The sequence below is a fragment of the Pseudoduganella sp. UC29_71 genome (assembly GCF_042693265.1).
GTDB lineage: Bacteria > Pseudomonadota > Gammaproteobacteria > Burkholderiales > Burkholderiaceae_D > Rugamonas.
This window is the reverse complement of record NZ_CP170549.1, coordinates 4,752,436-4,778,318: the sequence shown is the minus strand read 5'-3', so window position 1 is coordinate 4,778,318 and position 25,883 is coordinate 4,752,436. Positions and strand designations below refer to the sequence as shown.

19 protein-coding genes are annotated in these 25,883 nt (G+C 65.4%); 9 read left to right on the top strand and 10 right to left on the bottom strand.

Annotated elements, in window-relative coordinates; translation table 11 throughout:
* Positions 1-69 precede the first annotated feature (69 nt).
* From ACFJI2_RS21200 to ACFJI2_RS21185, 4 genes are all read right to left on the bottom strand, one after another.
* On the bottom strand, positions 70-1,974 hold the full coding sequence (locus ACFJI2_RS21200; protein WP_377701759.1) for a PAS domain S-box protein: 1,905 nt from the start codon (positions 1,972-1,974) through the stop codon (positions 70-72).
* A 157-nt stretch (positions 1,975-2,131) separates the two neighbouring features.
* Entirely contained in the window at positions 2,132-2,641 is a 510-nt protein-coding gene (locus ACFJI2_RS21195; protein WP_377701758.1) for a DUF6702 family protein, read from the bottom strand.
* On the bottom strand, positions 2,638-5,037 hold the full coding sequence (locus tag ACFJI2_RS21190) for a M1 family metallopeptidase (protein ID WP_377705879.1): 2,400 nt from the start codon (positions 5,035-5,037) through the stop codon (positions 2,638-2,640). Before ACFJI2_RS21190 ends, ACFJI2_RS21195 begins: the two co-directional genes overlap by 4 nt.
* 136 nt (positions 5,038-5,173) lie before the next feature.
* Positions 5,174-5,644, bottom strand: coding sequence for a MarR family winged helix-turn-helix transcriptional regulator (locus tag ACFJI2_RS21185; protein WP_377701757.1), 471 nt, complete (start codon positions 5,642-5,644; stop codon positions 5,174-5,176).
* Between the two features lie 123 nt (positions 5,645-5,767).
* Between ACFJI2_RS21185 and ACFJI2_RS21180 the strand changes: the two genes are divergently transcribed.
* The 3 genes from ACFJI2_RS21180 (at position 5,768) to ACFJI2_RS21170 (ending at position 9,346) form a co-directional block, all read left to right on the top strand.
* Positions 5,768-6,058, top strand: a complete 291-nt coding sequence (locus ACFJI2_RS21180) for a hypothetical protein (RefSeq protein WP_107873062.1) — start codon at positions 5,768-5,770, stop codon at positions 6,056-6,058.
* Between the two features lie 71 nt (positions 6,059-6,129).
* Positions 6,130-7,227: an HD-GYP domain-containing protein gene (locus tag ACFJI2_RS21175; RefSeq protein ID WP_377701756.1), complete on the top strand. Its 1,098-nt coding sequence runs from the start codon at positions 6,130-6,132 to the stop codon at positions 7,225-7,227.
* Positions 7,228-7,333: 106 nt separating this feature from the next.
* The gene (locus ACFJI2_RS21170; RefSeq protein WP_377701755.1) at positions 7,334-9,346 is read left to right on the top strand and encodes a CHASE domain-containing protein; all 2,013 of its coding nucleotides are present in this window, start codon (positions 7,334-7,336) and stop codon (positions 9,344-9,346) included.
* Here the strand turns inward: ACFJI2_RS21170 and ACFJI2_RS21165 are convergent.
* Positions 9,337-10,152 (bottom strand): sugar phosphate isomerase/epimerase family protein, encoded by an 816-nt coding sequence (locus ACFJI2_RS21165; RefSeq protein ID WP_377701753.1) that lies wholly within the window; start codon positions 10,150-10,152, stop codon positions 9,337-9,339. The two genes, ACFJI2_RS21170 and ACFJI2_RS21165, sit on opposite strands and share 10 nt — an antisense overlap.
* Positions 10,153-10,992 carry a phytanoyl-CoA dioxygenase family protein gene (locus ACFJI2_RS21160; protein ID WP_377701752.1) on the bottom strand — a complete coding sequence of 280 codons (840 nt, stop codon included), beginning with the start codon at positions 10,990-10,992 and terminating at the stop codon, positions 10,153-10,155.
* A 106-nt stretch (positions 10,993-11,098) separates the two neighbouring features.
* Between ACFJI2_RS21160 and ACFJI2_RS21155 the strand changes: the two genes are divergently transcribed.
* The 4 genes from ACFJI2_RS21155 to ACFJI2_RS21140 all read left to right on the top strand — a co-directional run bounded on the left by ACFJI2_RS21155 (position 11,099) and on the right by ACFJI2_RS21140 (position 17,136).
* Positions 11,099-12,019, top strand: coding sequence for a LysR substrate-binding domain-containing protein (locus tag ACFJI2_RS21155; RefSeq protein WP_377701751.1), 921 nt, complete (start codon positions 11,099-11,101; stop codon positions 12,017-12,019).
* A 178-nt stretch (positions 12,020-12,197) separates the two neighbouring features.
* Positions 12,198-13,769: a hypothetical protein gene (locus tag ACFJI2_RS21150; protein WP_377701750.1), complete on the top strand. Its 1,572-nt coding sequence runs from the start codon at positions 12,198-12,200 to the stop codon at positions 13,767-13,769.
* Positions 13,700-16,885 (top strand): RHS repeat-associated core domain-containing protein, encoded by a 3,186-nt coding sequence (locus tag ACFJI2_RS21145; RefSeq protein ID WP_377701749.1) that lies wholly within the window; start codon positions 13,700-13,702, stop codon positions 16,883-16,885. The genes ACFJI2_RS21150 and ACFJI2_RS21145 overlap by 70 nt, the downstream gene beginning before the upstream one ends.
* 2 nt (positions 16,886-16,887) lie before the next feature.
* Positions 16,888-17,136 (top strand): hypothetical protein, encoded by a 249-nt coding sequence (locus ACFJI2_RS21140; protein WP_377701748.1) that lies wholly within the window; start codon positions 16,888-16,890, stop codon positions 17,134-17,136.
* Positions 17,137-17,277: 141 nt separating this feature from the next.
* On the opposite strand, the gene ACFJI2_RS21135 is transcribed toward ACFJI2_RS21140, so the two are convergent.
* Entirely contained in the window at positions 17,278-20,739 is a 3,462-nt protein-coding gene (locus tag ACFJI2_RS21135) for an ATP-binding protein (protein WP_377701747.1), read from the bottom strand.
* 36 nt (positions 20,740-20,775) lie between these two features.
* Positions 20,776-21,870 (bottom strand): hypothetical protein, encoded by a 1,095-nt coding sequence (locus ACFJI2_RS21130; protein ID WP_377701746.1) that lies wholly within the window; start codon positions 21,868-21,870, stop codon positions 20,776-20,778.
* 152 nt (positions 21,871-22,022) lie between these two features.
* On the opposite strand from ACFJI2_RS21130, the gene ACFJI2_RS21125 reads away from it, so the two are divergent.
* Positions 22,023-22,478, top strand: a complete 456-nt coding sequence (locus ACFJI2_RS21125) for a hypothetical protein (RefSeq protein WP_107873051.1) — start codon at positions 22,023-22,025, stop codon at positions 22,476-22,478.
* A 6-nt stretch (positions 22,479-22,484) separates the two neighbouring features.
* Here ACFJI2_RS21125 and ACFJI2_RS21120 read toward each other — a convergent pair whose 3' ends face one another.
* Positions 22,485-23,987, bottom strand: coding sequence for a hypothetical protein (locus ACFJI2_RS21120; protein ID WP_377701745.1), 1,503 nt, complete (start codon positions 23,985-23,987; stop codon positions 22,485-22,487).
* Positions 23,984-25,093 (bottom strand): hypothetical protein, encoded by a 1,110-nt coding sequence (locus ACFJI2_RS21115; RefSeq protein ID WP_377701744.1) that lies wholly within the window; start codon positions 25,091-25,093, stop codon positions 23,984-23,986. Before ACFJI2_RS21115 ends, ACFJI2_RS21120 begins: the two co-directional genes overlap by 4 nt.
* A 206-nt stretch (positions 25,094-25,299) precedes the next feature.
* On the opposite strand from ACFJI2_RS21115, the gene ACFJI2_RS21110 reads away from it, so the two are divergent.
* On the top strand, positions 25,300-25,782 hold the full coding sequence (locus tag ACFJI2_RS21110; RefSeq protein WP_377701743.1) for a cache domain-containing protein: 483 nt from the start codon (positions 25,300-25,302) through the stop codon (positions 25,780-25,782).
* Positions 25,783-25,883 lie beyond the last annotated feature (101 nt).

Sequence of the window (25,883 nt, the reverse complement as noted above, 5' to 3'; positions counted from 1 at the left end):
GATGTCGATGGGCTTACCATATCGCAAATCCTGTGCGATAGCAAATAGGCAATTAATTCTTGCCGGGGGCTAGCGCAGTTTTTTGATGATGTCCGATAAGCGGTAGGGTTTGCCGATGAAATCGAACTGGGCGAGGTCCTCTTTCTGCTCGCTGAGCGCGGCCGCCATGTAGCCGGAGGACAGGATGATTTTCATTTCCGGGCGCAGTTGCCGTGCCGCCTTGGCCAGTTCCACACCGGTGATGCCGGGCATGACCACGTCGCTGAACAGGATGCGCAGATCGGGCGTGCGTTGCAGGATGTCGAGCGCTTCGGTGCCGTTGTTGGCGGACAGCACCTCATAGCCCAGGCTGCTGAACAGCTGGGCGGTGATGTCGAGCACGTCGAACTGGTCGTCCACCAGCAGCACTTTCTCGGCTGCCTCGTGGTGGCAGCCGCCGTCGCCGTCGCTGGCCGCAGGGAGCGCCGGGAACAGCAGCGTGATGTCCGTGCCCTGGCCGGGCTGCGAGGCGATGCGCAACTCGCCCTTGGCCTGCTGCACCGTGCCGTACACCTGGCTCAGTCCCAGCCCTGTGCCCTTGCCGACTTCCTTGGTGGTGAAAAACGGTTCCACCGCGCGCGCCATGACCTCCGGCGGCATGCCGCAGCCGTTGTCGCGCACGCTCAGGCAGACATAATTGCCGGCCGGCAGCGCGCCTCCTTCGGGCTCGCTGCGCAGGCTGGAGGCAATGACGATGGTGCCGGTGTCGCCGATGGCGTCGCGTGCGTTGACCACCAGGTTAAGCACGGCCGACTCCAGCTGCGGCACGTCGGCCATGATTTCGGGCAGGCCGGGCGTGAGCTGCAGCTCCAGCTGCATCGAGCTTTTCACGGCGCGCCGTAGCACCGCCTCGAACGAGTCGATGACGCGGTTGACGCGCACGCGCTCGGGCTGGAAGGGCTGCTGGCGGGCGAAGGTCAGCAACTGCTGGGTCAGCGCGGCGCCGCGGCTGGCCGCGCGGGCCATGCTGTCGATGGTCTTCACACGGATGGCCCGGTCGCCGGTGTTGCGCAGGATGTCCAGGCCGTTGCTGATCACGTTCAGCAGGTTGTTGAAATCGTGCGCCAGGCCGCCGGTGAGCTGGCCGATCGACTCCAGCTTTTGCGACTGGAACAGCGCTTCCTTGGTGCGCGCCAGCGCTTCCTCGGCCGCGCGTCGCTCGGTGACGTCGCGCGTCACCTTGGCGTAGCCCATCAGCCCGCCCATCGAGTCGGTGATCGGGTCGATCACCACATGCGCCCAGAAGCGGCTGCCATCCTTGCGCACGCGCCAGCCCTCGCGCTCGAAGCGGCCCTCGCGCCGCGCGGTGGCCAGCGCGTACATGGGCAGGCCGGCGGCCCGGTCTTCCTCGGTGTAGAAGCGTTCGAAATGGGTGCCGACCACGTCGTCCGAGTCGTAGCCCTTGATGCGGCGCGCGCCCTCGTTCCAGTTGGTCACCAGGCCCTCCGGCGACAGCATGTAGATCGCGTAGTCGGTCACGCCCTGCACCAGCAGGCGGAAACGCTCCTCGCTGGCGTGCAGCGCTTCCTGCTCCCTGCGGCGGTCGGTGATGTCGCGCGTGATCTTGGCGTAGCCCAGCAGCACGCCGTCATGGTCGCGGATCGGGTCGAGCACCACGCTGGCCCAGAAGCGCGTGCCGTCCTTGCGCACGCGCCAGCCTTCGTCCTCGAAGCGGCCGGTGTCGCGCGCCGCCGCCAGCGCCCTCGCGGGGCGGCCGGCGGCGCGGTCCTCGGCCGAGTAAAAGCGCGAGAAGTGCTGGCCCAGGATCTCGTCCTCGCGGTAACCCTTGAAGCGCTGCGCCCCGGCGTTCCAGCTCGTGACGATCCCTTCCGGCGACAGCGTATAGATGGCGTAATCGGTGATGCTGGAAATAAACAGCCGCAGGCGCTCCGCTTCAATGGCGCTGCTGCTCGGGCTGGGACGGGTTACGCTCATGTACGGGTTCCGGCTGCGGCCACGCCGCTCTATGGATGGAATGTCAAGATAAACCTATTGTAAGGCGGAAGGGGCCGGTCTGCGCGTAACAGCGGTGTGCGGTGTTGTCCAGGACAATTCCATGCTCGCACGCGAGCTGCTCGTGAGCATGGCCGTATCAGTTGATGGCCTGGGCCGGGCGGCTGCTGGAGAACGTCAGCGACTGGGCCGCCAGGCCAGAGGGGGCTGCGGCGATGTTGACGGTGTTGAGCTGGCCGGGGATGAAGTCGGACAGCACCACGTGCCGCAGCACGGCGCCGGGCGGCAGCGCGGTCTGGGGCAGTTCCTGGTAGATGGTGATGTTGGCGGCGTCGGCCTGCACGCCTACCCATTGCAGCGGCAGGCGCTTGCCGCCCGCGCTGATGGTGAACTGGTGTTCGATGTAGCGCCGCAGCACGGCCTGGTCCTCGGGCTGGCCCAGGTCGAACTGGCGCTGGTACAGATTGGCCAGCAGCGCTTCCACGTCGTGCGCGGTGTAGGTGTGCACGATTTCGGTGCTGCCGGTGTTGGCGTTGTAGCTGATGTCGGTGATGCCCATGTGGTAGTTATGGGCGAACGCCGGCGGCGCCGCGCTGGCGGACAGCAGCGCGGCGCACAGCGCCAGCTTCAGCACGCCGCGCCGCTTCATTTCCTCGGCTCGCCTTTTGCTTCGCCCTTGGTCTCGCCCGCTTCGGTCTTGGCGTCCTTGCCCTTGAGCGGGGTGTTGTAGTCCTTCATCATGTCTTCGCGGCCCTGTTCCTGCTTGTACAGTTCCATGCGCGACGGCGTGACCTTGCGCGGCCAGGCGTTGTTGCTGGTGTCGATGTCGGCTGTTTCCCAGTTCGGGTCCTGCGTCAGGCTCACCATCGGCTCGTCGGTGACGATGACCTTGGTGATCTTCTTCGGCGAGTAGCGCCATACTTCGGCCGGCACGCGCTCGATGTACTTCTTGCCGCTCTTTAGCTCGATCTGCAGGATCAGCGGCATCACCAGCCCGCCCACGTTGGAGAAATCCACCAGGTACAGGTGCTTGCCCTGTTCCAGCAGCTTCTTCTCCCACGGCTCCAGCTTCTCCATGGCTTCGGCGTAGCTGTTGCGGTCCTTGTTGGTGACGGTGAAGTCGTCGTGCTCGTTGTAGAAGTCCTTCAGCTCCGGATGCGCGTCGGTGCGGCGCGGCATGCCCTTGTTCTTGATGCTGGTCATCGATTCCGGCTCGGCCGCCTTCTGCTCCTTCTTCCAGGCCTTCTCGGTTTCCGGATTCTTGGTGCTCACGCCCACTTCGCTGATGCCGTCCACGCTGATGTCCACCGCGTCGGTGGTGTAGAACCAGCCGCGCCAGAACCAGTCGAGGTCGGTGCCCGAGGCGTCTTCCATGGTGCGGAAGAAGTCGGCCGGGGTGGGGCGCTTGAATTTCCAGCGGCGGCCGTATTCGCGGAAGGCGTGGTCGAACAGTTCGCGGCCCAGGATGGTTTCGCGCAGGATGTTGAGCGCGGTGGCCGGCTTGGCGTAGGCGTTATTGCCGAACTGCAGCAGCGACTCCGAGTTCGTCATGATGGGCACCTGGTTGCGGCTGCGCATGTAGTCGACGATGGCGCGCGGTTCGCCGCGCGTCTGCGGATAGTTTTCTTCCCAGGCCTGCTCGGCCAGGTACTGCACGAAGGTGTTCATGCCTTCATCCATCCAGGTCCACTGGCGCTCGTCGGAGTTGACGATCATGGGGAAGTAGTTGTGGCCCACTTCGTGGATCACCACGCCGATCAGGCCGTACTTGGCGCGCTTGGAGTAGGTGATTTCGCCGGTTTTCTTGTCCTTGGTCGGGCGCGGGCCGTTGAAGGAGATCATCGGATATTCCATGCCGCCCACCGGGCCGTTGACCGAGATGGCGGTCGGGTAGGGGTAGTCGAAGCTGAACTTGTTGTACTGCTCGATGGTGTGGATGATGGCTTGCGTGGAGAACTTCTCCCACAGCGGGTTGCCTTCCTTCGGGTAGTAGGACATGGCCATGACGTTGGTGCCATCCTTCTTGTAGCCCTGCGCGTCCCAGATGAACTTGCGGCTGGAGGCCCAGGCGAAGTCGCGCACGTTCTTGGCCTTGAAGTGCCAGGTCTTGGTGGCGCTGCTGACCGATTTCTCGGCCGCTTCGGCTTCGGCCTGGGTGACGATGACCACCGGCTTGTCGCTGCTGCGGGCGCGCGCCAGGCGCTCGCGCTGGGCCGGGCTGAGCACCTGGTCCGGGTTGAGCAGTTCGCCGGTGCTGGCCACCACATGGTCGGCCGGCACGGTCAGGCTCACGTCGTAGTCGCCGAATTCCAGCGTGAATTCGCCCGAGCCGATGAACTGCTTGTGCTGCCAGCCGGCCACGTCGTAGTAGGCGGCCACGCGCGGGAACCACTGCGCCACTTCGAACAGCGCGTTCTTGTCTTCCTCGAAGTATTCGTAGCCGGAGCGCCCGCCCAGCACCTTCTGTTCGTTGATGTTGTACTGCCAGTCGATGGCGAAGCTGAACTTCTCGCCCGGCTTGAGCGGGGTCGGCAGGTCGATGCGCATCATGGTCTGGTTGACGGTGGTCTTCAGCGCCTGGCCGCCGGCGGTTTTCACGGCGCCGATCTTGAAGCCGCCGTCGAACTCGCGGCCGGCCAGGATGCCGCGCATGCCTTCGAACTTCATGCCGTCCTCGGCGCCCTTGGCGCGGGTCCAGGCTTCGCGCGACGGCGCGGTGATCATGCGGCGCGCGTCCGAATCCGGCTTGTAGATGTTCTGGTCCAGCTGCACCCACAGGTAGTGCAGGGTGTCGGGCGAGTTGTTGTGGTAGGTGACCTGGCCGCTGCCGGTGATGGCGCGCTTGGCCTCGTCCAGGGTGGCGCGGATGGTGTAGTCGGCGCGCTGCTGCCAGTAGGCGTGGCCGGGCGCGCCGGAGGCGGTGCGGTACGGCGTGGCGGTCGGCAGCAGTTCGTCGAGCTGGCGGAACTTGTCGTCGAAGGCATCGGCGGCGTGGGCCGACAAGGAGAGGCACAGTGCTGCAATACTGATCGGCAAACGCTTCATCATCCGCTATCCCTGTTTCTAATGAAAAAAGTTAAGCGGTAATTCTAAAACGGCTACTTGCCGAGCTGTAATTTCATTTGTAAATAAGCTGATACATTGCAAGTCAGACGAGCGTGGACCGGCTGAGGCCCGCGCATCAGGCGTTTTTCATCAGGCTGTCGCGCAGCGTGGTCAGTTGTTCCTTCATGTCCACCACCTGCTCCAGCGTGCAGTTGGTGGCGCCGAGGATTTCGGGCGGCAGCTTGGCCGCTTCGTGGCGCAGCGCGTCGCCGTGCTCGCTGAGGGCGATGATCACTTGCCGTTCGTCGTTCGGGCAGCGGGTGCGCGTCAGCAGCTCGGCCTGCTCCATGCGCTTGAGCAGCGGCGTCAAGGTGGCCGAATCCAGGAACAGGCGCTCGCCCAGTTCGGACACGGTCTGCTCGTTCTTTTCCCACAGCACCATCATCACCAGGTACTGGGAATAGGTCAGCCCCAGCTTGCGCAGCAGTTTGCGGTACAGCTTGTTCATCGCCAGCGAGGTCGAGTACAGGGCGAAACACAGCTGGCCGTCCAGGCGGGGCACCTGGCGCAGCGGGTCGTGGGCGGTGGGGGTAGTCTTGGTATGCATATGCGCAGTATAGATAGTGCGCTATTTAATTGCAAGCAAACACGCGCGAAAAAGTTTCGCTTGTCAGTCATACCCGATTTGGCTAAGGTGAGAGAGCCCGCTTCCCCAGAAAGCGGCGAGGGGATGAAACTGATGAAACGGACGCCGGAATTGCGGGGCAACGCTCCGTCTTTGTTGTTGGTTGAACTCGATCCCGTGACGGTGATTGACGGCGAACGCTGCGACGATACCTACCTGGCCAGCGACGTGGCCGCGGTCGGCAGCATGCGCGAATTCTGCCCCGCTTGCCGGCAGGGCCAGCTGCAGCTGGTACCGCGCCAGGACAATGTCCGCGTTGCCCACCTGTTCTGCTTCCACTGCACGCGCTGCTTCGGCGCGCTGTTCGAGGACGGCACCCCCGCACTGTGCGAATAGCTTGCCGTCCCTGCTATGATGCTGGCTGGTAACTATCCAGCTCCTATCCAGCTTCATAGAGGACGCAGTCCATGAACGACAACAACAAGGCCATCCTCCTGATTGCCGACGCGGTGCCGGACAATCTGTTGTGGCTCAGCGGCCTGCTGCAGGACCAGTACGAAGTGAAACTGGCCGCCGACGGCCCGGCCGCGCTGCGCATCGCCCAGCAAGTGCCACGGCCCGACCTGGTGCTGCTGGACGCCAAGCTGCCCGGCCTGGACGGCTACGCCGTGTGCCAGCAGCTCAAGCGCAACCCCGACACGGCCGGCCTGCCGCTGCTGCTGCTGGTGCCGCCCAACCAGCCCGAACTCGAACAGCGCGGGCACTGCGACGGCGCGGCCGACGTCATCACCCACCCGCTGATCGCCGAAACCGTGCTGGCGCGCGTGGCGCTGCACCTGCAGCTGAAGCGCTCGGCCGAACTGCTGGCGCACCAGCGCCTGCACCTGGAAGAGCTGGTGACGGAAACCACCACCGAGCTGACCATGATGGTGGACGCGGTGATCTGGGCGCTGGCCACCCTGGCCGAGACGCGCGAGCGCGAAAGCCCCAACCACATCCACCGCGTGCAGCGCTACGTGGTGGCGCTGGCGCGCGAGCTGCAGCAGCACCCGCGCTTCGCGCACGAGCTGAGCAACCGCAACATTGATTTTTTGTACAAGGCCGCGCCGCTGCACGACATCGGCAAGGTCGGCATCCCGGACGCCATCCTGCTCAAGCCGGGCCGCCTCAGCCCAGAGGAATTCGAGCAGATGAAGCTGCACACCGTGTACGGCCGCGACGCCATCGCCGGCGTGGAGCAGCATCTGGGCTTCTCCAACGAATTCCTGCGCTTCGCGCGCGAGATCGCCTATTCGCACCAGGAAAAATACGACGGGTCCGGCTACCCGCAAGGCCTGGCCGGCGAAGCCATCCCCGTGTCGGCGCGCCTGATGGCGGTGGCGGACGTGTACGACGCCCTGATTTCCCGGCGCGTCTACAAGCCGGCCTTCACGCATGAAACCGCCATCGAACTGATACGCCAGGGCAGCGGCGAACATTTCGATCCCGACGTGGTGGACGCCATGCTGATGGCCGAACAGCGTTTCATGGAAATTGCGGCGGAATTTCAGGACACTGTGCAATAACTGTTGCTGGAATTTATTGCTTCTATGTATGTAGCCGCAGGGCTATGCTATAGTCGATTCAGCCCTGCGGCCAGGCAGTACGGCCGCCCCTCCAGTCGAGTAGGACATGCATTTGCGCATCCACGGTTATCTGGCGTTCGTTGTTGGCATCTGCATCACCGTGTGGGTGTGCCTGTTCGTGGCCGACGCCCAGCAGCACAACCTGCGCACCAGCTTCCAGCGCGACACCGACAAGATCGCCCGCGACACCTCGGTCCGCCTGCAAACCTATTTCGACACCCTGCTCAGCATCAAGGGCATGTACGCCGTGCGCGGCGGCCAGGTCAGCCGCGCCGAGTTCAACCGCTATGTGCACGAGCTGCACCTGGGCGAACGCTATCCCGGCTTCCAGGCCATCCAGTTCGTGCGCGTGGTGCCGGCGGCCCAGCTGGCCGGCTTCGCCGCCGCCGTGCAGGCCGACACCAGCTTGCTGCCTGAGGGGTATCCGCAGTTCACCATCCACCCGGCCGCGGCGCGCGAGCTGCACTACATCATTGAATACAACGAGCCCATGGTGGGCAACGAAAACGCCTTCGGCCTGGACCTGGGCGCGCTGCCGCCGCACCGGCGCGCGCTGGAGATGGGGCGCGACAGCGGCCAGATCATCGCCACCGAGCGCATCACGCTGGTGCAGGACGCCAGCGGACAGCCCGGCTTCGTGGCGCGCGCGCCGGTCTACCGCAACGGGCCGATCGACACGGTGGAGCAGCGCCGCGCCGCGCTGATCGGCTTTGTCGCCATCGTGTTCCGGGTGAATAACCTGATGCGCGAAGTGATCGACTCGCCGCTGCTGGCCAATATGTCGATCCAGATCCACGATGGCGGCTACCTGCGCGACGACAGCGTGCTGCCCAGCACCATCGATACGCTGATGTACGACAGCGCCGGCAAGATCGGCAGCGGCGAGCGGCCCTTGCCGCTGCCCGGCCTGAACACCAAGGCCAGCCTCAACGTGGGCGAGCGGCGCTGGCTGATGGAATTCAACGGCCACGCCGGTTCGCGCTACAGCACCGGCCATCTCCGCGTGGCCATGATCGCGGCGGCCGGCACCTTGATCAGCGCGCTGATCGCGCTGTTGCTGATGGCTTCGCAGCGCAACAGCGGGCTGGCCGAACAGCTGCGGCGCGACATCGCCGAACGGCAGAAGGCGGAGGCGGCGCTGGTGCATACCCAGCACGGCCTGGAGCGCAGCCTGGACGAGCTGGCCGCGCAGAAAGCCAACGCCGAGCTGGCGCACCGCGACCTGACGCTGGTGCTGGCCACCTTGAAACAGGCGCAGGCGAACTTGATCACGTCGGAGAAGATGGCGTCGCTGGGCGCGCTGGTGGCCGGCATTGCGCACGAACTGAACACGCCGATCGGCAACAGCCTGCTGACGGCCACCGCGCTGAGCGACATGGTGGCCGATTTCGACCGCAAGCTGGCCGAGGGCGGCATCAAGCGTTCTGCGCTGGACGCGCATCTGCGCGACGCGCGCACCGCCTGTGCCATCATTGCCGGTTCGCTGGGCCGGGCGGCCGAGCTGATCACCTCGTTCAAGCAGGTAGCGGTGGACCAGACCAGCGGCCAGCGCCGCCGTTTCCAGCTGGCGGGCGTGGTGGGCGACGTGCTGGCGACCTACGCCGCGCAGCTGCGGCGCGCCAATTGCGAAGTGCTGCTGGACGTGCCGGACCACCTGGCGTTCGATTCCTATCCCGGCAGCGTGAGCCAGGTGCTGAGCAACCTGATCAACAACGCCATGCTGCACGCCTTCGAAGGCCGCACCCACGGCACGATCCGGCTGCGCGCCGCGCCGCTCGATACCGGCCAGGTGCAGGTTGAATTCAGCGACGACGGCGTGGGCATGTCGGCGCGCACGCTGCACCAGATTTTCGACCCCTTCTTCACCACCAAGATGGGGCAGGGCGGCTCAGGGCTGGGCATGAATATCGTCTACAACATCGTCACCGGCGTGCTGCACGGGACCATCGCCATCCAGTCCGAGCCAGGCCAGGGCACCACGGTGACGCTGGTGCTGCCGCTGGCCGTGCCGGTGCGGGACGGCGAAGAAGAGCGCGTTGCGGCGGACGTTCAGGCGTAGCGCGCGCGCAGCAGCTGCAGCATGGCCACGTTCAGCTGCCACTGGTCCACGGTCGGCTGGCCGGTGTAGGGCAGGGTTTGCAGATAGGGCGCCGGGCCGAATTCCGGCGTCATGGTCAGCAGCCCGGCGCCGGCGGCGCGGCGCAGCGTCACGATGCGGTCCCACCATTGCAGATGCGCGCGCAGCGCCTCCGCCGCTTCCGGCGCGCGGAAGTCCGCCACCTGCGGCCCTTGCGCATGGCCCACGCGGGCGTGGATGTGGCGCACGTGCGGCAGCGTGGCAGCCAGCGTGTGCGGCTGGTCTTCCAGCAGCGACTCGCAGGCGCAGCACCAGTGCGACAGGTCGGCCGTCAGCTGCAGCCGCGGCAGCCGTTCCAGGTAGGGCAGCAGCAGCATCGGGTGGCCGCTGAAACGGCTGCGGTGGATTTCGTGCACGATGGGCACGCCGTGCTCCTGCGAGATGGCGTCGGCCAGCGCGATCAGCTCCAGGTTCTGCGTCTGGCTGTAGAAGTCCTTGCCGGTGTGGGTGTTCACCAGCAGCGGGCGCGCCGCGCAGGCGTTGTGCAGCAGCTCGGCCAGCGCGGTTTTATGCGCGTCGAACTGCGGGTGGAACACGGTTTCCCACTGCTGCGCGATCAGCGCCAGGCCGGCGTCCGCGATGCGGCGCGTCCAGTCCGCGCGCGCGGCCGCGTCCAGCGGCAGCGACATTTCAATGCCGTCGAAACCGGCCGCCCGCACCTTGTCGATGAAGGTCTGCGGCGCCAGCTCGTTGCTGCCCCAGTGCGGGGCGAAGATCTTGATCTGCATTTAAATAAATCCCCGCACCGGGAAATCGGCGCCGCGCTGTATCCAGTTTTGCGGCGAGTACTCGGTGCGCGCGTCGGTGGCGTGCAGCGTGTAGGCGTGGCGCGACACCGGCGAGCGGTTCGGCGCGCTGTAGTGCGGCAGCAGGCCGTGGAAGCACACCAGGCTGCCCGCCTTGCATTCCAGCGGCACGGCGGTGGAATCGTCCGGCCACGGCATGGCGTCCAGCCTCTCCACGCGGATCTCGTCGCCGTTGCGCACGAAGCGCTCGCGCAGCGGCGTGCGGTGGCCGCCCGGCTCGGCCCACAGGCAGCCGTTCTCCAGCGTGGCGTCTTCCAGCGCGAACCAGAAGGTGGTGACGCTGATGGGGGTGGTGTCGAAATACGTGGCGTCCTGGTGCCAGCGCACCTCGCCGCCGATGCCCGGCTGCTTGAAGATGTACATCGACTGCCACACCTGCGCCTCGGCCAGGCCCAGGTCGCGCGCCACGGCCGCCAGTTTCGGGTCTGCCGAGAAGGCGCGGAACACCGGGTCCAGGTCGTGCATGGCGTGGCCGATCTTGTTGATCGACAGCTCCTTGGCCTGCTTCAGCTGGCCGTCCGGGCCGAAGGCTTCTTCCTCGAAGAAGCAGCGGATGGTGTTGTCCGAGCGCAGGAAGTACTCGTCGGCCTTCTTTTCCTGGTCCTTGGTGGTGAAGATGCCCTGCGCCACGGTTGGATCGAATTCGTTGACAATCTTCGCTGCCCGTTCGCGCAGCGCGGCGATCTCGTCCAGGCTCTTGAAACCGGGCAGGACGATGTAGCCATCGCGCTGGTATTGCTGCTTTTGTGCTTCGGTCAACATGGCGGGTACTCCAGAAGAATAGGGATGCGCCATTGTACGGGCGCCCCGGCGGCGTCACAATCCGCAAACGGTTGACACATTGTCGCCAAAGTGGAGACAATGGGCCATGGATCAGCTCAGGGCAATGGAAATTTTCGTCGAGGTGGCGCGGCTGCGCAGCTTCAGCGCGGCCGGCCGCCGCCTGGGGCTGACGCGCGCCATGGTCAGCAAGCACATCATGCAGCTGGAGGACAAGCTGCAGGCGCGGCTGCTGCACCGCTCGACCCGCGAAGTGAGCCTCACCGACATCGGCCAGGCTTACCTGGAGCCGTGCATGGCCACGGTGGCGCAGGCTCAGGAGGCCGCGCGCGTGGTCACCCATGCGGGCGGCGAACTGGCCGGGCCGCTGCGCATCCAGGCCCCGTCCAGCTTCGGCAGCGCCTGGCTGGCGGACGCCGTGGCCCGTTTCAGCCTGCCGCATCCGCGCCTCACGCCGCTGCTGTATGTGGACGACGCGCTGCTCGACCCCATCGAGCACGGCTTCGACCTGACGATACGCGTGGGCGGCATCCCCGACAGCCACGCGCTGTCGCTGCGCCCGCTGGCGCCGTGCAAGGGCGTGCTGTGCGCCAGCCCGGCCTACCTGGCGCGCGCCGGCACGCCGGAGGTGCCGGAAGACTTGGCGCAGCACCAGTGCCTGCACTTCAGCCACCTGACCGACGGCGCCACCTGGCATCTCGCGCAAGGGGAGGAGCGCAGGCCGGTGCGCATCAACGCCGCCTTCACCGCCAACAACGGGCTGGTGCTGCACCAGGCCGCGCTGCGCGGACTCGGCATCGTCTACAGCACCACGTTCCTGGCGTGCGACGCGCTGCTCGACGGCACGTTGGTACCGGTGCTGGAGGACTGGGAGCTGCCGCTGAACTATCTCAGCGCGCTGTACCCCGCCAGCCGCCAGCCGTCGCCCAAGGTGCGCGCGCTGATCGATTTCCTGGTGGCCGAGTATCAGCCGGTGCCGCCGTGGGATAAAGCACTACAGCGGAAGTAAGCAGCTTTCACTTTGCTTGTAATTCAGTATTAAATTAATAGTCCTTAAAATACCATCGATCAAGAAAAATAAACTATCGAAATGTAATTTTATTAAAAAATAAATATATAAACTTAAATTGACCAAAGGCAATGTGATAAGTACATTTCTCATCTGATTAATTTCGGCGGGAGATGTGATGCGAAGTATTGGTATCGGCACCAAAACCGGATCTTGGGGTGAAATAAGGGCGGGTGCTCTGTTGGCGCTGTTTCTTGCCGGCATGCCCGCGCAGGCGCAGCATTCGGTTTTCAGCGAACTGGATAAATCCATCAAGGCGCCGGCTGCTGTAGCCAAATACGGCCCCGACCTTTTCGGCGATAAAATCAATCTCTATAACGGCGGCTTATCGTTCACGCAGACCGATGTCAGCCTGCCCGGCAACAGCAGAATTCCGGTCTCCGTTGGACGTTATATCTCGGCCGGCAGCGATCTGCTCGACGGCCGCGCGTTCGGCTACTGGGATCTCGACATCCCCTCGCTGTACGGCGTGTTCGCCGCCAATATCACTGCGGGCTGGGTAACGGTCAATGGCGGCACCGACCGCTGCACATCCTTTGGGCCGCCCAAGGCCATGGTCTACCAAGGCGCCAACTTCTCTGCAGAAGACTATTGGCAAGGCAGCTTCCTGCATATTCCTGGCGCGGGCGACCAGCGGCTGTTGCGGCGCAGCAGCGGCAACACCAAAATGCCGGCCGGGGGCGCCAATTACCCGGTGGTCACCTCCCAGCAATGGAATTTCAGCTGCCTGCCATCCCTGGCCAACGGCACTGGGAGCGGCGAGGGTTTTCTCGGTATTTCGCCTGATGGCACAAAGTATCGTTTCGACCACATGGTGAGTTACCAGGAGCATAACGTTGCCTCCGCCTTGGGCGGTAGCTCGGCGTTGTTGGCGGCTAGTGCAACGAGTGGTGCGGCCAGCGATCCGAAGCCTGGAACGCCTGCTCCGCCGGCAGTTCCCAACGCCGGGGCCGAAGCCGAGCTGACCCGCAAGCACTTCAAGATTCTGCCAACCCTCATCACGGACAGGTACGGCAACACGGTAACCTACACTTATAGCGCCGCCCGCCCCGGTAACGTGAGCAGCATCAGCTCCAGCGACGGCCTCACGCTGACTTTCACCTACGGCGAAGCCTCGTATCCACACCTGATTACCGCCGTCAGCGACGGTACCCGGACCTGGACTTATTCCTACTACTCCAACGGCGTGGTGCGCAGCCTGGATAAGGTGACATTGCCGGACGGCTCGCAATGGCAATTGGCCGGTATCGCGCCCTTGCTGGCCGGCGTGCAGTACCTGGCCACTGGCAGTTGCACTGCTCCGGCTGTGGTGAGCACAGGGTCCCTGGCCGGCAGCATGACACATCCCTCCGGCGCCCAAGCCACGTTCACGCTCACGCCGACCACCCATGGCCGCGCCCTGGTGCAGCAGGACTGCCGCACGAATGCCGACGGCATGCAGTGGCAGCGCGTCCCGCAGTATTTTTATACGAATGCCCTGACCACCAAGAGTCTCAGCGGCCCCGGCCTTTCCACCCTGAGCTGGAGCTACGATTACGGTCCAGTCAATGCCAGCCTTTCCAACTGCACGGGCAACTGTGAGACCACCAGGCCGACAGCGGATGGAACGGGGGGAGCGCCTTGCGCAGCACCAGCACCCGGTACAAACCTTGGGTGCCGGGTTTGCCCTATCCGGAATTCTGGGGCGTGATCAACAGCGCCAGTATCGGCGATGCCGACTCTGCCGAACGCAACACGCCGGTGGACCAGGTCATCACCACGCAGCAGGACGTGAACTTCGTCTGGCAGGCGGATCCCTTCGATAGCTATGCCCGTCCCATCACGGTTACCCGCACGGACGGCCGCGGCAACGCACGTACCGAAACCACCGCGTACAGCGACAACACCACCAAATGGGTGCTCGGCCAGATTGCCAGCGTCACCGAAAGCAGCACCGGCAAGGCGATGGTGTCCAACACCTACGACGCTACCACTGCTACGCTGGCGACGGCCAGCAAGTTCGGCAAGCTGCAGGAAACGCATACTTACAACGCCGACGGCACCCTCTGGAAGCGGGCCGACGCCGCCAGCCAGACCACCACCTACACTAGCTACAAGGCCGGCATTGCGCAGAACACTGCCTACCCGAACAGCACCAGCGAAAGCGTGGTGGTCAATGCGATTGGCCTGATCACATCGAGCACTAACGGCGCAGGCTACACCACGACCTACGGCTACGACGCCATGGGTCGCCTCAGTTCCGTGACGCCGCCGGCGGGCGACACTACCGCGTGGAACGCCTACTCGTTGCCGATGGTGCGGGTAACCAGCGACGAATTCGGACTCGCTGCCGGCCACTGGCGCCAGACCGTTTCCACCGGCAACGGCCGCAGCGTCACCTATTACGACGCGCTGTGGCGCCCGGTCCTCACCCGCGCCTACGACTACAGTGATGAGGCGAATACCCGCAGCATGGTGTTGCGCCGCTACGACCACAACGGCAATGTCACCTTCGAGTCCTATCCGCAGCGCAACATCAGCACCATCTACGACACGCTGGACGGGCGCGGGGCCAGCTACGACGCGCTGGGCCGCGTCACGCAGGTGGTGGCCGACAGCGAAATCGGCGATCTGTACACCAGCATCAGCTACGACAGCGACTTCAGGAAGTCCGTCACCAACCCGCGCGGCGCGGTCGTCACCAGCGGCTACCAGACCTTCGACACGCCGTCCGAGCAGGCGCTGACAAGCACCGTCGAATCCTACGGTGTCGGCAACACCATCGTGCGCGACGTGTTCGGCAAGCCGCTGAGCATCACGCGCGGCAACGGCATCGACCAGAATGTCACGCGCCGCTACGTTTACGATACTTATGCCCGCCTGTGCAAGACCATCGAGCCTGAAACCGGCGCCACCGTGCAGGACTACGACACGGCCGGCAACGTGGCTTGGCGCGCCATTGGCTTGGCGCTGCCGGGAGCTGCTTCCTGCGACCAGGCGAGCGTGGCCGCCGCCAAGAAAATCACCTACGGCTACGACCAGCGCTACTGGCTGAAAACCACTACGTATGGCGACGCCAGCCCATCCATCAGCCGCACCTACCACGGCGACGGCCTGCCGGCCACGGTAAGCTCCAACGGCACGGTCTGGACCTACACCTACAACAAGCGCCGTTTGCCGACTAAGGAAAGCCTGGCATACGCCAGCAAAACCTACGACATCACGCGCGGCTATGACGCCAACGGTGCGCCCAGCCAACTGACGTACCCGGGCGGTTCTGGCACCAGCATCGCCTACAGCCCGAACGGCCTCGGCCAGCCGACCCAAGTGGGCAGCTACGCGGTGGGCGTGCACCACCATCCGAACGGCGCAGTGGCTTACTTCGACTATGGCAACGGCGTGGCGCGTACCATGACGCAGAACAAGCGCGGCCTGCCCGACGAGGTGCGTGATGTCGGTGTGCTGTGGGACGACTACAGCTACGACGCCAACGGCAACGTCGCCGGCATCACAGACAAGCAGGAAAGCGTCAGCACGCGCAGCATGACGTATGACTACCTGGACCGGCTGGCGACCGTGAACGCGCCGGCCATGTGGGGCAACATGGTGATCGGCACGGACCTGCTGGACAACGTGAACTCAGTGAGCATCCCCTCGGGCCTAACCGCGCGCACCAGCGTGATCAACTACGACGCGGCCACCAACCGCGTCAGTAGCATCACCGGCAGCGCACCGGCCGTCAGCTTCGCATACGACAGCCAGGGCAATATCACCACGCGCGGCACCGCCGGCTACGTGTTCGACCAGGGCAACCGCCTGACGAGCGCGACGGGCAAGGCCAGCTACGTGTACGACGGCCTGGGCCGCCGCGTCAAGACCACCAAGACCGACGGCACCAACCTGATCCACGTGTATAGCCAGGCGGGCGAGCTGCTCTACAGCAGCACGGCGGTGGGCGCGGCCACGCCGGTGGAAACGCTGTACGTGAACCTGAACGGCCACTTGTTGGCCGAAGTGGGCGGCGCCTACGTGCACACGGACGGTTTGGGCAGCCCGATCGCCCGCACCAACGCGGCCCGCACTGTTATCAGCCGCACGCGCTACGAGCCGTACGGCCTGACCGCCAGCGACGCCACGCCGACGGTGGGCTACACCGGCCACGTTAACGACGCGGACACGGGACTGGTGTACATGCAGCAGCGGTACTATGATCCCGTGGCGGCGCGGTTCTTGAGCATTGATCCGGTGGTCACGGATGCCAACACCGGGACGAGTTTCAACCGCTATGCTTACGCGGCCAACAGCCCTTACAAGTACACCGATCCGGATGGCAGGCAGGAAAGAGCTGCCGAGGGATTCGGCGCTGCAATGGCAAGAGACCCGAGGTCAATGGAGGCTTTCGCTCCTGCGGCAGCAGTAGTCACAGCAGTCATGGCAGCGCCGGTGGCTTTTGAGTTGGGTATGGCAGCGCTAACAAATCCTGTTGCGGTGAATTCCGCTGTGGTCACGCTTGGCGAAGCTGTTGGTGTTACGGGAACCGCAGGCGTATCGGCAGTTGCTGGAAAAGAGGCAGTAGCGGTTGCGGGAAAAATAACTGGCTACACCAAGCACGGCCTTAATCAAGCTATCTCAAGAGATGGTGGTAGAGGCGTATCTCCCACAGCAATTCTATCGGCAGTCAAAGACCCTGCAAAAGTTACCGAACAAGCGGGCGGAAAAGTTGCATACACTGGCAAGGATGCCAAAGTCGTTTTGAACGGTGACGGAAAAGTAATCACCATTATCCCAAAGAATAGTGAAGCTTCGCGCGATCCGAATGTGAAATGAAAATGAGCAAAATAGCACCGCATCTTCTTGTACTTCTCAACGAGATCGTTGAAAAGCATAAACTTGGTCTGCCGCTAGAAGCGGTGTTGACCGGAGGGCAAGGGCTTGATGAACACGAGCGCGAATTATTGATCGACGCGCTTGTTTTTGAGTTCACTGAGACTGGTCTTCACGCAGACGACGAGCCTAATGAGCGTGGGAGGGAAATCGAAACGCTAATAGATTTGTTGGGTGCCTCGCGACGCCCATAAGTCATGAGGGGCAACATTTCATCACGAGCGACGCAGTAGCCGCGATTCCCCCGACTTGGTTCCGACTTGGGGCCAGCCCAGACTTCGCAGCGGCGGACATGATGGAACACCTTGGCTACTCCGGGTCTCTTCCAGCCAGACTTAGAGAAGCTCCCATAACTGCCTGAACTCCGCGCGCTCCAGCATGGCGCGCAGGCGGGCGGCGAGGTCGGGGGCGGTGGCGCCCAGGGGGTCGGTGAGGCGCTCGATGCGGGCCAGGTCGAGGTCGGCGACGGCTTGCTTGAGGGCGCTGCGCAGTTCGGCCGGCAGCGGCGCAAGCTCGGCACCGGACAGCGGCGCGTGCACGGCGGCGGGGATGGTCAGCGGCTCGCGCAGGAAGTGCAGGCCGAGCTGCAGCTCCAGCATGGCGAACAGGTCGTCCTGCTCCAGTGGCTTGCGCAGGAAGTCGTCCGCGCCCGACTGCAACGCTTCGCGGCGTTCTTCCTCGAAGGCGCTGGCGGTGAGGATGACGATGCGCGGCTGCTTCAGGCCGGGCTGGGCGCGCACGCGGCGCGTCAGTTCCAGGCCGTCCAGGCGCGGCATGCGCCAGTCCATCAGCACCAGGTCCGGCTGCAGCGCCAGGATGCGTTCCTGGCCTTCCACGCCGTCGCGCGCTTCGTGCAGGTCGAAGCCGAGCGGGGCGAGCAGGGTGTGCAGCAGCATGCGCCCGTCGGCGTTGTCGTCCACCACCAGGATGGTCTTGCCGCGCTCGGACTCGGGCAGGCCGGCCACGCGCTCACGCGCCTGCGCCGGCGACAGTGCGCCGGGGCGCTGCTGCACCGTCAAGGTGAAGCTGAAGGTGGAGCCGGCGCCGGGCGCCGATTGCAGCTGCAAATCGCCGCCCATCAACTGCACGAATTCGCGGCTGATGGTCAGGCCCAGGCCGGTGCCGGCCTGGCTGCTGGGGTTACCGGCCTGGATGAAGGGCTGGAAGATGCGGTTGCGGTCGTCCTGCGAGATGCCGGGGCCGGTGTCGATGACGGCAAAGCGCAGCCGCACGGTGTCGCGCTCGGCCGCGCTGCCGCGCACCTGCAGCGTGACGCTGCCGCGCTCGGTGAACTTGACGGCGTTGGAGAGCAGGTTGAGCAGCACCTGGCGCAGCTCGGGGCCGTCGGCCACGATCACTGGCGGCGCGCCGGCCACGTCCAGCTTGAGGGCGATGCCGCCCTGGCTGGCGCGCAGGCGCAGCATCTCGAGCACGGATTCGAACAGGCCGTACAGATCCACGGGCAGCAATTGCAGCTCGGTGCGGCCGGATTCGATTTTCGACAGTTCCAGGATGTCGTTGATGAGGGTGAGCAGGTGGTGGCCGGAGCGGTTGATCATGGCCAGCTGCTCCTTCTGCGGCGCGCCCAGCACGGGGTCGTTCTGCAGCAGCTGCGAGAAGCCGATGACGGCGTTGAGCGGGGTGCGCAGCTCGTGGCTCATGTTGGACAGGAACACGCTCTTGGCGCGGTTGGCCGATTCGGCACGGCTGAGCGCCACCGACAGCTCGGCGGTGCGCTCGCGCACCAGTTCTTCCAGGTGGGCGCGGTGGCGGCGCAGTTCGTCCTCGGCCTGCTTGCGCTCGGTGATGTCTTCCACGCAGCCTTCGATATAGGCCAGTTGCCCGGTCTCGGGGTCGGCCACCGGGCGCGCCACCACGTTGACGTACATTTCCTTGCCGTCGCTGGGGCGGCGCATCAGCACGGCGGTGCGGTGCGAAATGCCGCCGCTGCGCTCCAGTTCCTCCTGCCAGCGCAGGCGCGCCGCGCGGTCTGGGTACAGGTCGAGCACGTTTTGCAGGCGCACCTGTTCGCGGGCCTGCACGCCCAGCAGGCGCATGCCGGCGTCATTGATCTCGTCCAGCATGCCGTCGCGGTTGGTGCGGAACAGGGGAATCGGCACGTCCTCGTACAGGTTGCGGTAGCGCCGCTCGCTTTGCTCCAGCGAGCGTTCGCGCGCGGCCAGCTGGTCGGTGACGGCTTGCAGCTGGTCGAAGGAATTTTGCAGGCGCTCGGCCATGTGGTTGAAGGCGTGCGCCAGTTCGCCCAGTTCGGCCAGCGGGCCGACCGGCACGCGCTGGCTCAGGTCGCCCGCCGCCATGGCGCCGGTGGCGCGCGCGATGCGGCGGATGGGCGCCGTCACCATGGCCGACAGCACGCTGGCGGCGACCAGCGACAGCAGCAGCGCCAGCGCCACCATCATGGCGGACTGGCTGTTGCCGGTGCGCACGCCTTCCTGGTACCACGCTTGCGGCAGCGCGGTCAGCAGCAGCCAGTCGTGGCTGCCGTTGCGGTCCAGGTAGGGCGTGGCCTGCATCAGCCAGCGCTCGCGCGCCAGCGGTTTGCTGGTCAGCACGTCGAATGGCAGCTGCTGCGGCTTGCGCACGGCGGCGTAGCTGCCGGCATGCACGCGCAGCGCTTGCAGCGCGGCCTGGGCGACGGGGTCGGCGCCGGGTACGGCAGGCTGCGAGCTGGCGATGACGCGGCCCAGGCGGTCGATGACGATGGCGCGGCCATGGCCGGCCAGCGGCAGGGCTTGCAGCACGCCGGCCACGTCCTGCGCCTGCGCGTCATTGCCGGCCGCCTGGCGCGCGGCCACGTAGTCGTCCAGCCGCAGGTTGATGTTGTCGGCGATTTCCTGGTGCAGCCGGGCGGCCAGCTTGTCGGCCGAGGATTCCGCGCTGCGCAGCGTGAGGAAGGCGGTGGCGCCCACCATCAGCAGCACCAGCGCGATGAAGGGCGCGGCCAGGAAGGCGGGGATGGGCACGCCACCTGCGCTGCCGGCGGCGGGCGGTGCGCTGGCGGGGGCGGCGCCGGTCCATAGCCATTCGCGCTGGCCGAAGCGGCGCTCCTGCACGTGGCGCGGCAGTTCAGCCCAGAACATGCCGGTGCGGCGCGCCAGCGGCAGCGCCAGCAGCATGGCGAACGGCGCCAGCGCCCAGGTGATCAGCGTGGTAAACACCAGCGCCGGCGTCACGCTGCGGTAAGCCAGTTCGGGCGTGAACTGCGGCGACGTCACATAGCCCCACAGCAGCGGTTCGATGGCCATGAAGGCCAGCACGAACAGCACGTACCAGCCCCAGGTGCGGGCGCGGCGGAAGTCCGGATCGCGCCCGATCAGCTGGTGCGCCAGCCAGAAGCAGGCCGGGTTGATGAAGTAGCCGAAGAGCCAGTCGCCCAGGAAGGCCGGCGGCACGCCTTCCACCAGGTCGGACAGGCCGTAGGCGAAGGGCGCGGCCAGCAGCGCCGGGTAGCCGAACAGCACAATGCACAGGAACACCGACAAGTCCTTCAGCGATTCGAAGGTCTGCGCGCCCGGCACCAGCACGATGGCCGAGCCGAGGTAGCCGGTGATGAAGATGATGGCGAAAGTGAAGATGGCCGACAGCAGCGCGCGGCTGTTCCAGCTCTGGCTGGTGAGCCCGAGCGCCCAGCGGCCGCCGGCGCGGAAGGTGAGGCCGCCGTAGGCGCACAGCATCAGCGCGAAACCGATCAGGTAGCCCAGGCGGCCCCACACTTCAAGCAGGCTGAGGGGTATCTGGTTGAACAGCGCTTCCAGCATTCTAATGACTGCGTGCATAAGCTCCGTTCCCGATGGTGGGGGCCGCGCGGGCCGTCAGACGTGCCAGGCGCCGTCCCGGTAGACCGTGTCCTGGTCCAGCCAGACCGCTTCGGTCACGGCGAACACATCCACATGATAGCGCGCATCCTTGCGCTTGAACTGCGGTTTCTGGTACTGCCCGTGCTTGGCGCCCAGCGACAAATGGATGCCGCACATGCGCTCGAAGGTGCCGATGTCGTTGACCAGGCAGCTGCGCGAGAACGCGCGGTTCATGCCGAAGCCCAGCTCGCGCAGCCACACTTCGCCTTCGTGCGCGCGGATGATGGCCAGCATGTTGTCGAATTCGGGCGTGGAATCGATGGCGCCGGTGACACGGCCCTGTTCCACGATCATGGTGATGGGCTTGGCCGGGTGGTTCACGTGGAAGGAGGTGTCGCCGAACACGAACACGCGCACCCTGCCGCTCACCGCTTCCAGGTCCTGCGCCTCGGTGAACACCTCGCCGATGGGGAACTGGCCGCCGACGTTGTTCATGCCGCTGTAGTCGCCGATGTTGAGCTTGGCCGGCTCCAGCGGCGAATCGAAGCGCAGCAGCGCGCCCTCGCCGCTGTCGACCACGGCCGACTGCGCCGCGTCGATGCGCGCCTTCAAGGCGCGGCCCACGCCGCGGTAATAGGCCGGGTCGTAGGCCAGCGAGGCGATGTAATGCAAGCCCTGCTTGCCGGGCATGCGCGACAGGTGCACGTGCTCGATCACCTTCAGGCCGCGCTTGAACAGCTCGATGCGGATGCGGAACGCCTCCAGGCGGAAGCTGGTGGACTGGACCAGCACCACCAGGTCGTGCTGGCCCAGCTCGGCGAAGGCGGCCAGCACGTCGTCCGGGCTGACGGTATCGAAATCGATGAAGCGGCCGTGCGGCAGGGCGCGGCGGTACGCCTCGGTCAGCGCCAGGTTGAGTTCGCAGCGCCTGTCATGGACAACCAGTGCCCGCTGTGGCGGCGCGTATTCAATCGCCATGGCCAGCAGATCGGCGACGTTGCGCGCCGCCGCCTCCGCAGCATCGGGTGTCAGCCAGCCTGAGCCGCATTCGGGGTCAGACCCCGAATGCGGCTCAGCTTGCTTGGTTTGGGGGGCGGGCAACTGTGTCATTTTTTAATCAGAAGTAATACATATTGGAAGCATGAGCATTATATGCCCTGCAATTTCCTTGTACAGCGCTGGGGAGGGGCGTAAAATCGATGGAATATAGCCGGACGGCAACTTTACAGATCCGGCGTCACACTATAGGCCAGGAGGCAGCGATGAGCTCAGTGAAGGGAATGGATTTGCCGCTGGAACGGCCTGACGACGGCGACGGACGGGCGGCGCTGTTCGTGCCGACCACGGCCATCAAGGAGGAAGTGCTGCAAACGGTGCGCAAGGGCGCGGCCATTGTCGGCTTCGGCAACCACGACCGCACGCTGACCGTGTATTACGAGAGCAACCGCTTCTCCGAGCCGGCGCTGGCGAAGTGGGAGCAGAAGGCGCGCAAATGCTATGAGCGCCTGCTCGACAACCTGCCGACCACCAGCAAGATGGTCAGCAAGCCGGAGAACTTCGAGCAGGTGGGGTATATCAGCAGCAAGGGCATCGTGATCCGCCGCATGGAGGTGCTGCAGCGCTGGCTGGAGTACTCGGACGCGATGGACAGCGCGCCGGGCGGCGAAACCGTGGCCTTCGCGCCGCCGCCGCCGCCCAAGAAGATCGTCGCCGAGTAATCCTTTCTACACCACCATGATGCTGGCCTGCGCCTTGAGCGGGCAGGGCAGCGTATCGTCAAACGTGATCTCGATGGCGCTGGCCACGAAGAAGCCGCCGATGTGCTGCGCGGCGATCTCCGGCGGCGTGCCGGGCTTGGTCAGGTTCACGTCCTGCGCGAACAGGAAGATGCGCCACATGCCGTACACCGTCTGCCCGTACTTGAGCAGCAGCCGGTAGGCCAACTCCAGGTTCAGGCTGCCCGCGTAGCCGCCGTCGTTGGCGCCCGGGTCGAAGCCCAGGCCGTCGTCGGTGAGCGGGATGACGAAGTTCAATCCCTGCGGCGCCTGGAAGATGGCAAAGGAGTACAAATCCGTGCCGTGGAACAGGCTGCCGTCCTCGCGGTGGAACCTGGCGCGCACCCACAGGGGACTGAAGGCTTGCACTTGCGGCGGCGCTTCCACGTCCACCGCGCCGGCGGTGTGGATGTTGGTCTGCGTTTCCGTCACGCTGTAGCTGTAGGTGGCGCCGGTGGTGATGCGCTGGTAGGTCCAGCTGACGTCGGTGGCGTAGGGCACGCCGGCGTTGGGCGCCTCCAGCATGGTCCACTCGGCCACCACGCGCTCGCCCACGGTGAGCTCGCCGGCGGCCGGCGGCGTGGCTTCCTGGCCGCGCCAGAACGGGTCGGCCGCGTCCGAGCAGGCCACGGCGATGGCCACCGAGGCGATGGCCGAGGCCACCCCGGCCACCGTGTATTCCGGCTCGCCCGAGGCGGCGCCGTCCAGCGAGCAGCAGGTGACACTGGGGTCGGTTTCTTCTATGCTGCCGCCGACATTGAAGCTGGCCTTGCCCGCGCCCAGCGCCGCCGCGATGATGGCCACCAGCGCGGCGATGATGGCGATGATGATGGCCAGGATTTTCCACCACGGGTCGGCAAAGGGCAGCTCGCCGTGCACGCCGGCGAAGGGCGGGTTCGGCGCCCACACCATGGTCAGCCCGGTGGGCACCACGGGGCCGCCGCCGGGCGGGCAGATGCATTCCTTGCCTTCCGGCCCGGTGTGTCCCCAGCGCTTGCCGGGCAGGTGGCCCTTCAGGCCGGACACGGTCAGCGTCCCTTCCTGCACGGTGCAGGTATAGGTGTTGCTCACCGCGTCGAAGCGGGTTTCGGAGACGAAGATCTGCTGGATGGAGCGGCGCGATTCGAAGCCGTCGGCGCGCGCCAGGATGCTCACCAGCGGCTTGCCGGGGCTGGCGTGCTGGAAGTCGGCGTCCCACATCACTTGCATGGCGGCGCCGGCCGGTATGCTGGCGAAATAAAAGGTGCGCGCCACCGGCACGATGCCGGGATCGCCCACGCTTTCCAGCCACACGGTGACGTTGGTGAGCGCGCTGGAGGACAGATTGGTGATGTGGGCGGCTATGCGCAGGCCGTAGATGGCGTTGTCGAAGATGCCGTCCGGCAGCATGATGTTGGTCACGGGCTCGATGGCGAACGGGCGCGTGAGCACCTGGAGTGGGGTCGCGCTCATGCTTGTTCTCCTTGTTGTGCTTGTTCTGCGTGCCGCCGCGGCGGCTGGACCACGACGTAGCTGACACCGCCCAGCACCTTGCCCTGGCTGTGTTCGACCAGGTGCACCAGCTGGTATTGGCCGGGATGCAGGCGCTCCGCGCTGAAGGCGGCGTAGACGGCCGCCGCCGTGCCGCGCTTGACTTCCACGCGCAGCCCGCGCTTGCCGTAGTCCGCGCCTTCCAGCGCGCCGCTGTCGACGGCGCCGTCCGGCCCGGCGCTGCCGGCCGCGCCCATGTCGTCCTCCACCGCGCCGGGCTCCTGGTCCAGCGTCTCGTCGCCGCCCACTTCGGAGCCGGCGGCATAGGTCTTGGCCACGCTGACCGAGAGCACCTGCTCCTGCTGCTGCTCCTGCTCCGCCGGCTGCCCGGCGCTCTCTTCCCCGACGCCGTGGCCGTGGCCGTGCTTGCCGCCGCAGATCGGCTCCAGGCTCAGTTCCACCTGTACGGCGCCGCGCTGCGCCGGCCGCAAGTCCATCTTGTCCAGTCCCAGCAGCGTCAGTTGCCGCTGGTCCAGCTCGCCGCCGTATTCGACGCTGACGAAGGCCAGCTTGTCCTGCCTCGGCAGCGCACGCACGCTGATCACCATGGCCGCGGCCAGCATGCTGGCCATCAGCACGCTGATGTTGCGCTGCGCGATCTGGTCGTGCGCGGGCGGATCGAACACATAGCCGTTCGGCAGCGGATCGGGGATGGGATTGCTGTCGCCCGGCCCGTGCGCCACGGCCAGCAGGCACTCGTGCCCGCCGTTGACGACGACCGGCACCCAGGGCACCAGGCACAGCACGTCCTGCCCGGCCGGATTCAGGTCCAGGTCGACAAAGGCCGAGCCGATCGGGTTGGCCGTGCCGACGATCACCTGCGCGCTCGGGTCGGCCCAGTAGAAATCGATGCGGGTGCCGTTGGCCAGGCCGCTGCCGGTGTTGGCGGCGTGCGCCCAGAGATAGGCCGGCTGGCCGGCGACCGGCGTGCCGGGCGCGCCGTTCGGGTCTGCTCCAGGCACGACCCAGATATCGGTGCTGGCCCACCAGTAGGGCGAGCCGTCGCGGATGATGATGTGAGCTGGCATGGCAGTCCTTTCGGAAGCGGCGCGGGAAGACCCCGGAGTCCAGCTTATGCCGCTGCGCGCGGCGCCATTTGATGTAAATCAGACTCTGGCGTCGGCTTTGCGCAACCCGCTTGCGGAAGTCGTAGTGTTGCTGTAGGGCATGTGCTATGTTGGAGGTGACGGGCAGCAATGATCTGTCCGCGCAAAACACCCACAGGAGACGTTTCATGATCAAACATGCATTCCAGGTTTTGTTTGCCGCCGTACTGGCGCTGTCCTTGGGCGGCGCGGCACGCGCGCAGGACGCCAACCATCGCGGCACGGCCGACGAGGCGGTGGCCATGGTGAAGAAGGCCGGCGCCTTCATGGAGAAAAACGGCCGCGACAAGGCGATTGCCGCCTTCAACGACCCCAAGGGCGAATTCATCAAGGGCGACCTGTATGTGTTCATGTTCGGCATGACCGGCGACCAGCAGGGCGTGGCGCTGGCGCACGGCCAGAACGCCAAGATGGTCAACAAGAACCTGATGGAGCTGAACGCCGGCGGCGTGTTTCCGATCAAGGAATTCCTGAAAGTGGCGGGCAGCCCGGCCGGCAAGGGCTGGGTGTCGTACAAGTGGCCGAATTCCATCAGCAAGAACATGGAAGATAAATCGACCTATGTCGAGAAATTCGGCGATGTGCTGATAGGTGTCGGCATCTACAAATAGCCCCGCCGGAAAGTTCGGCTAAAATCCGCGATACAGCGCAATACGCCCCACTAAAATGGGGCGTATTTTTTTCAGGCGTCTTGCCCGAACCGCAAGGCGCT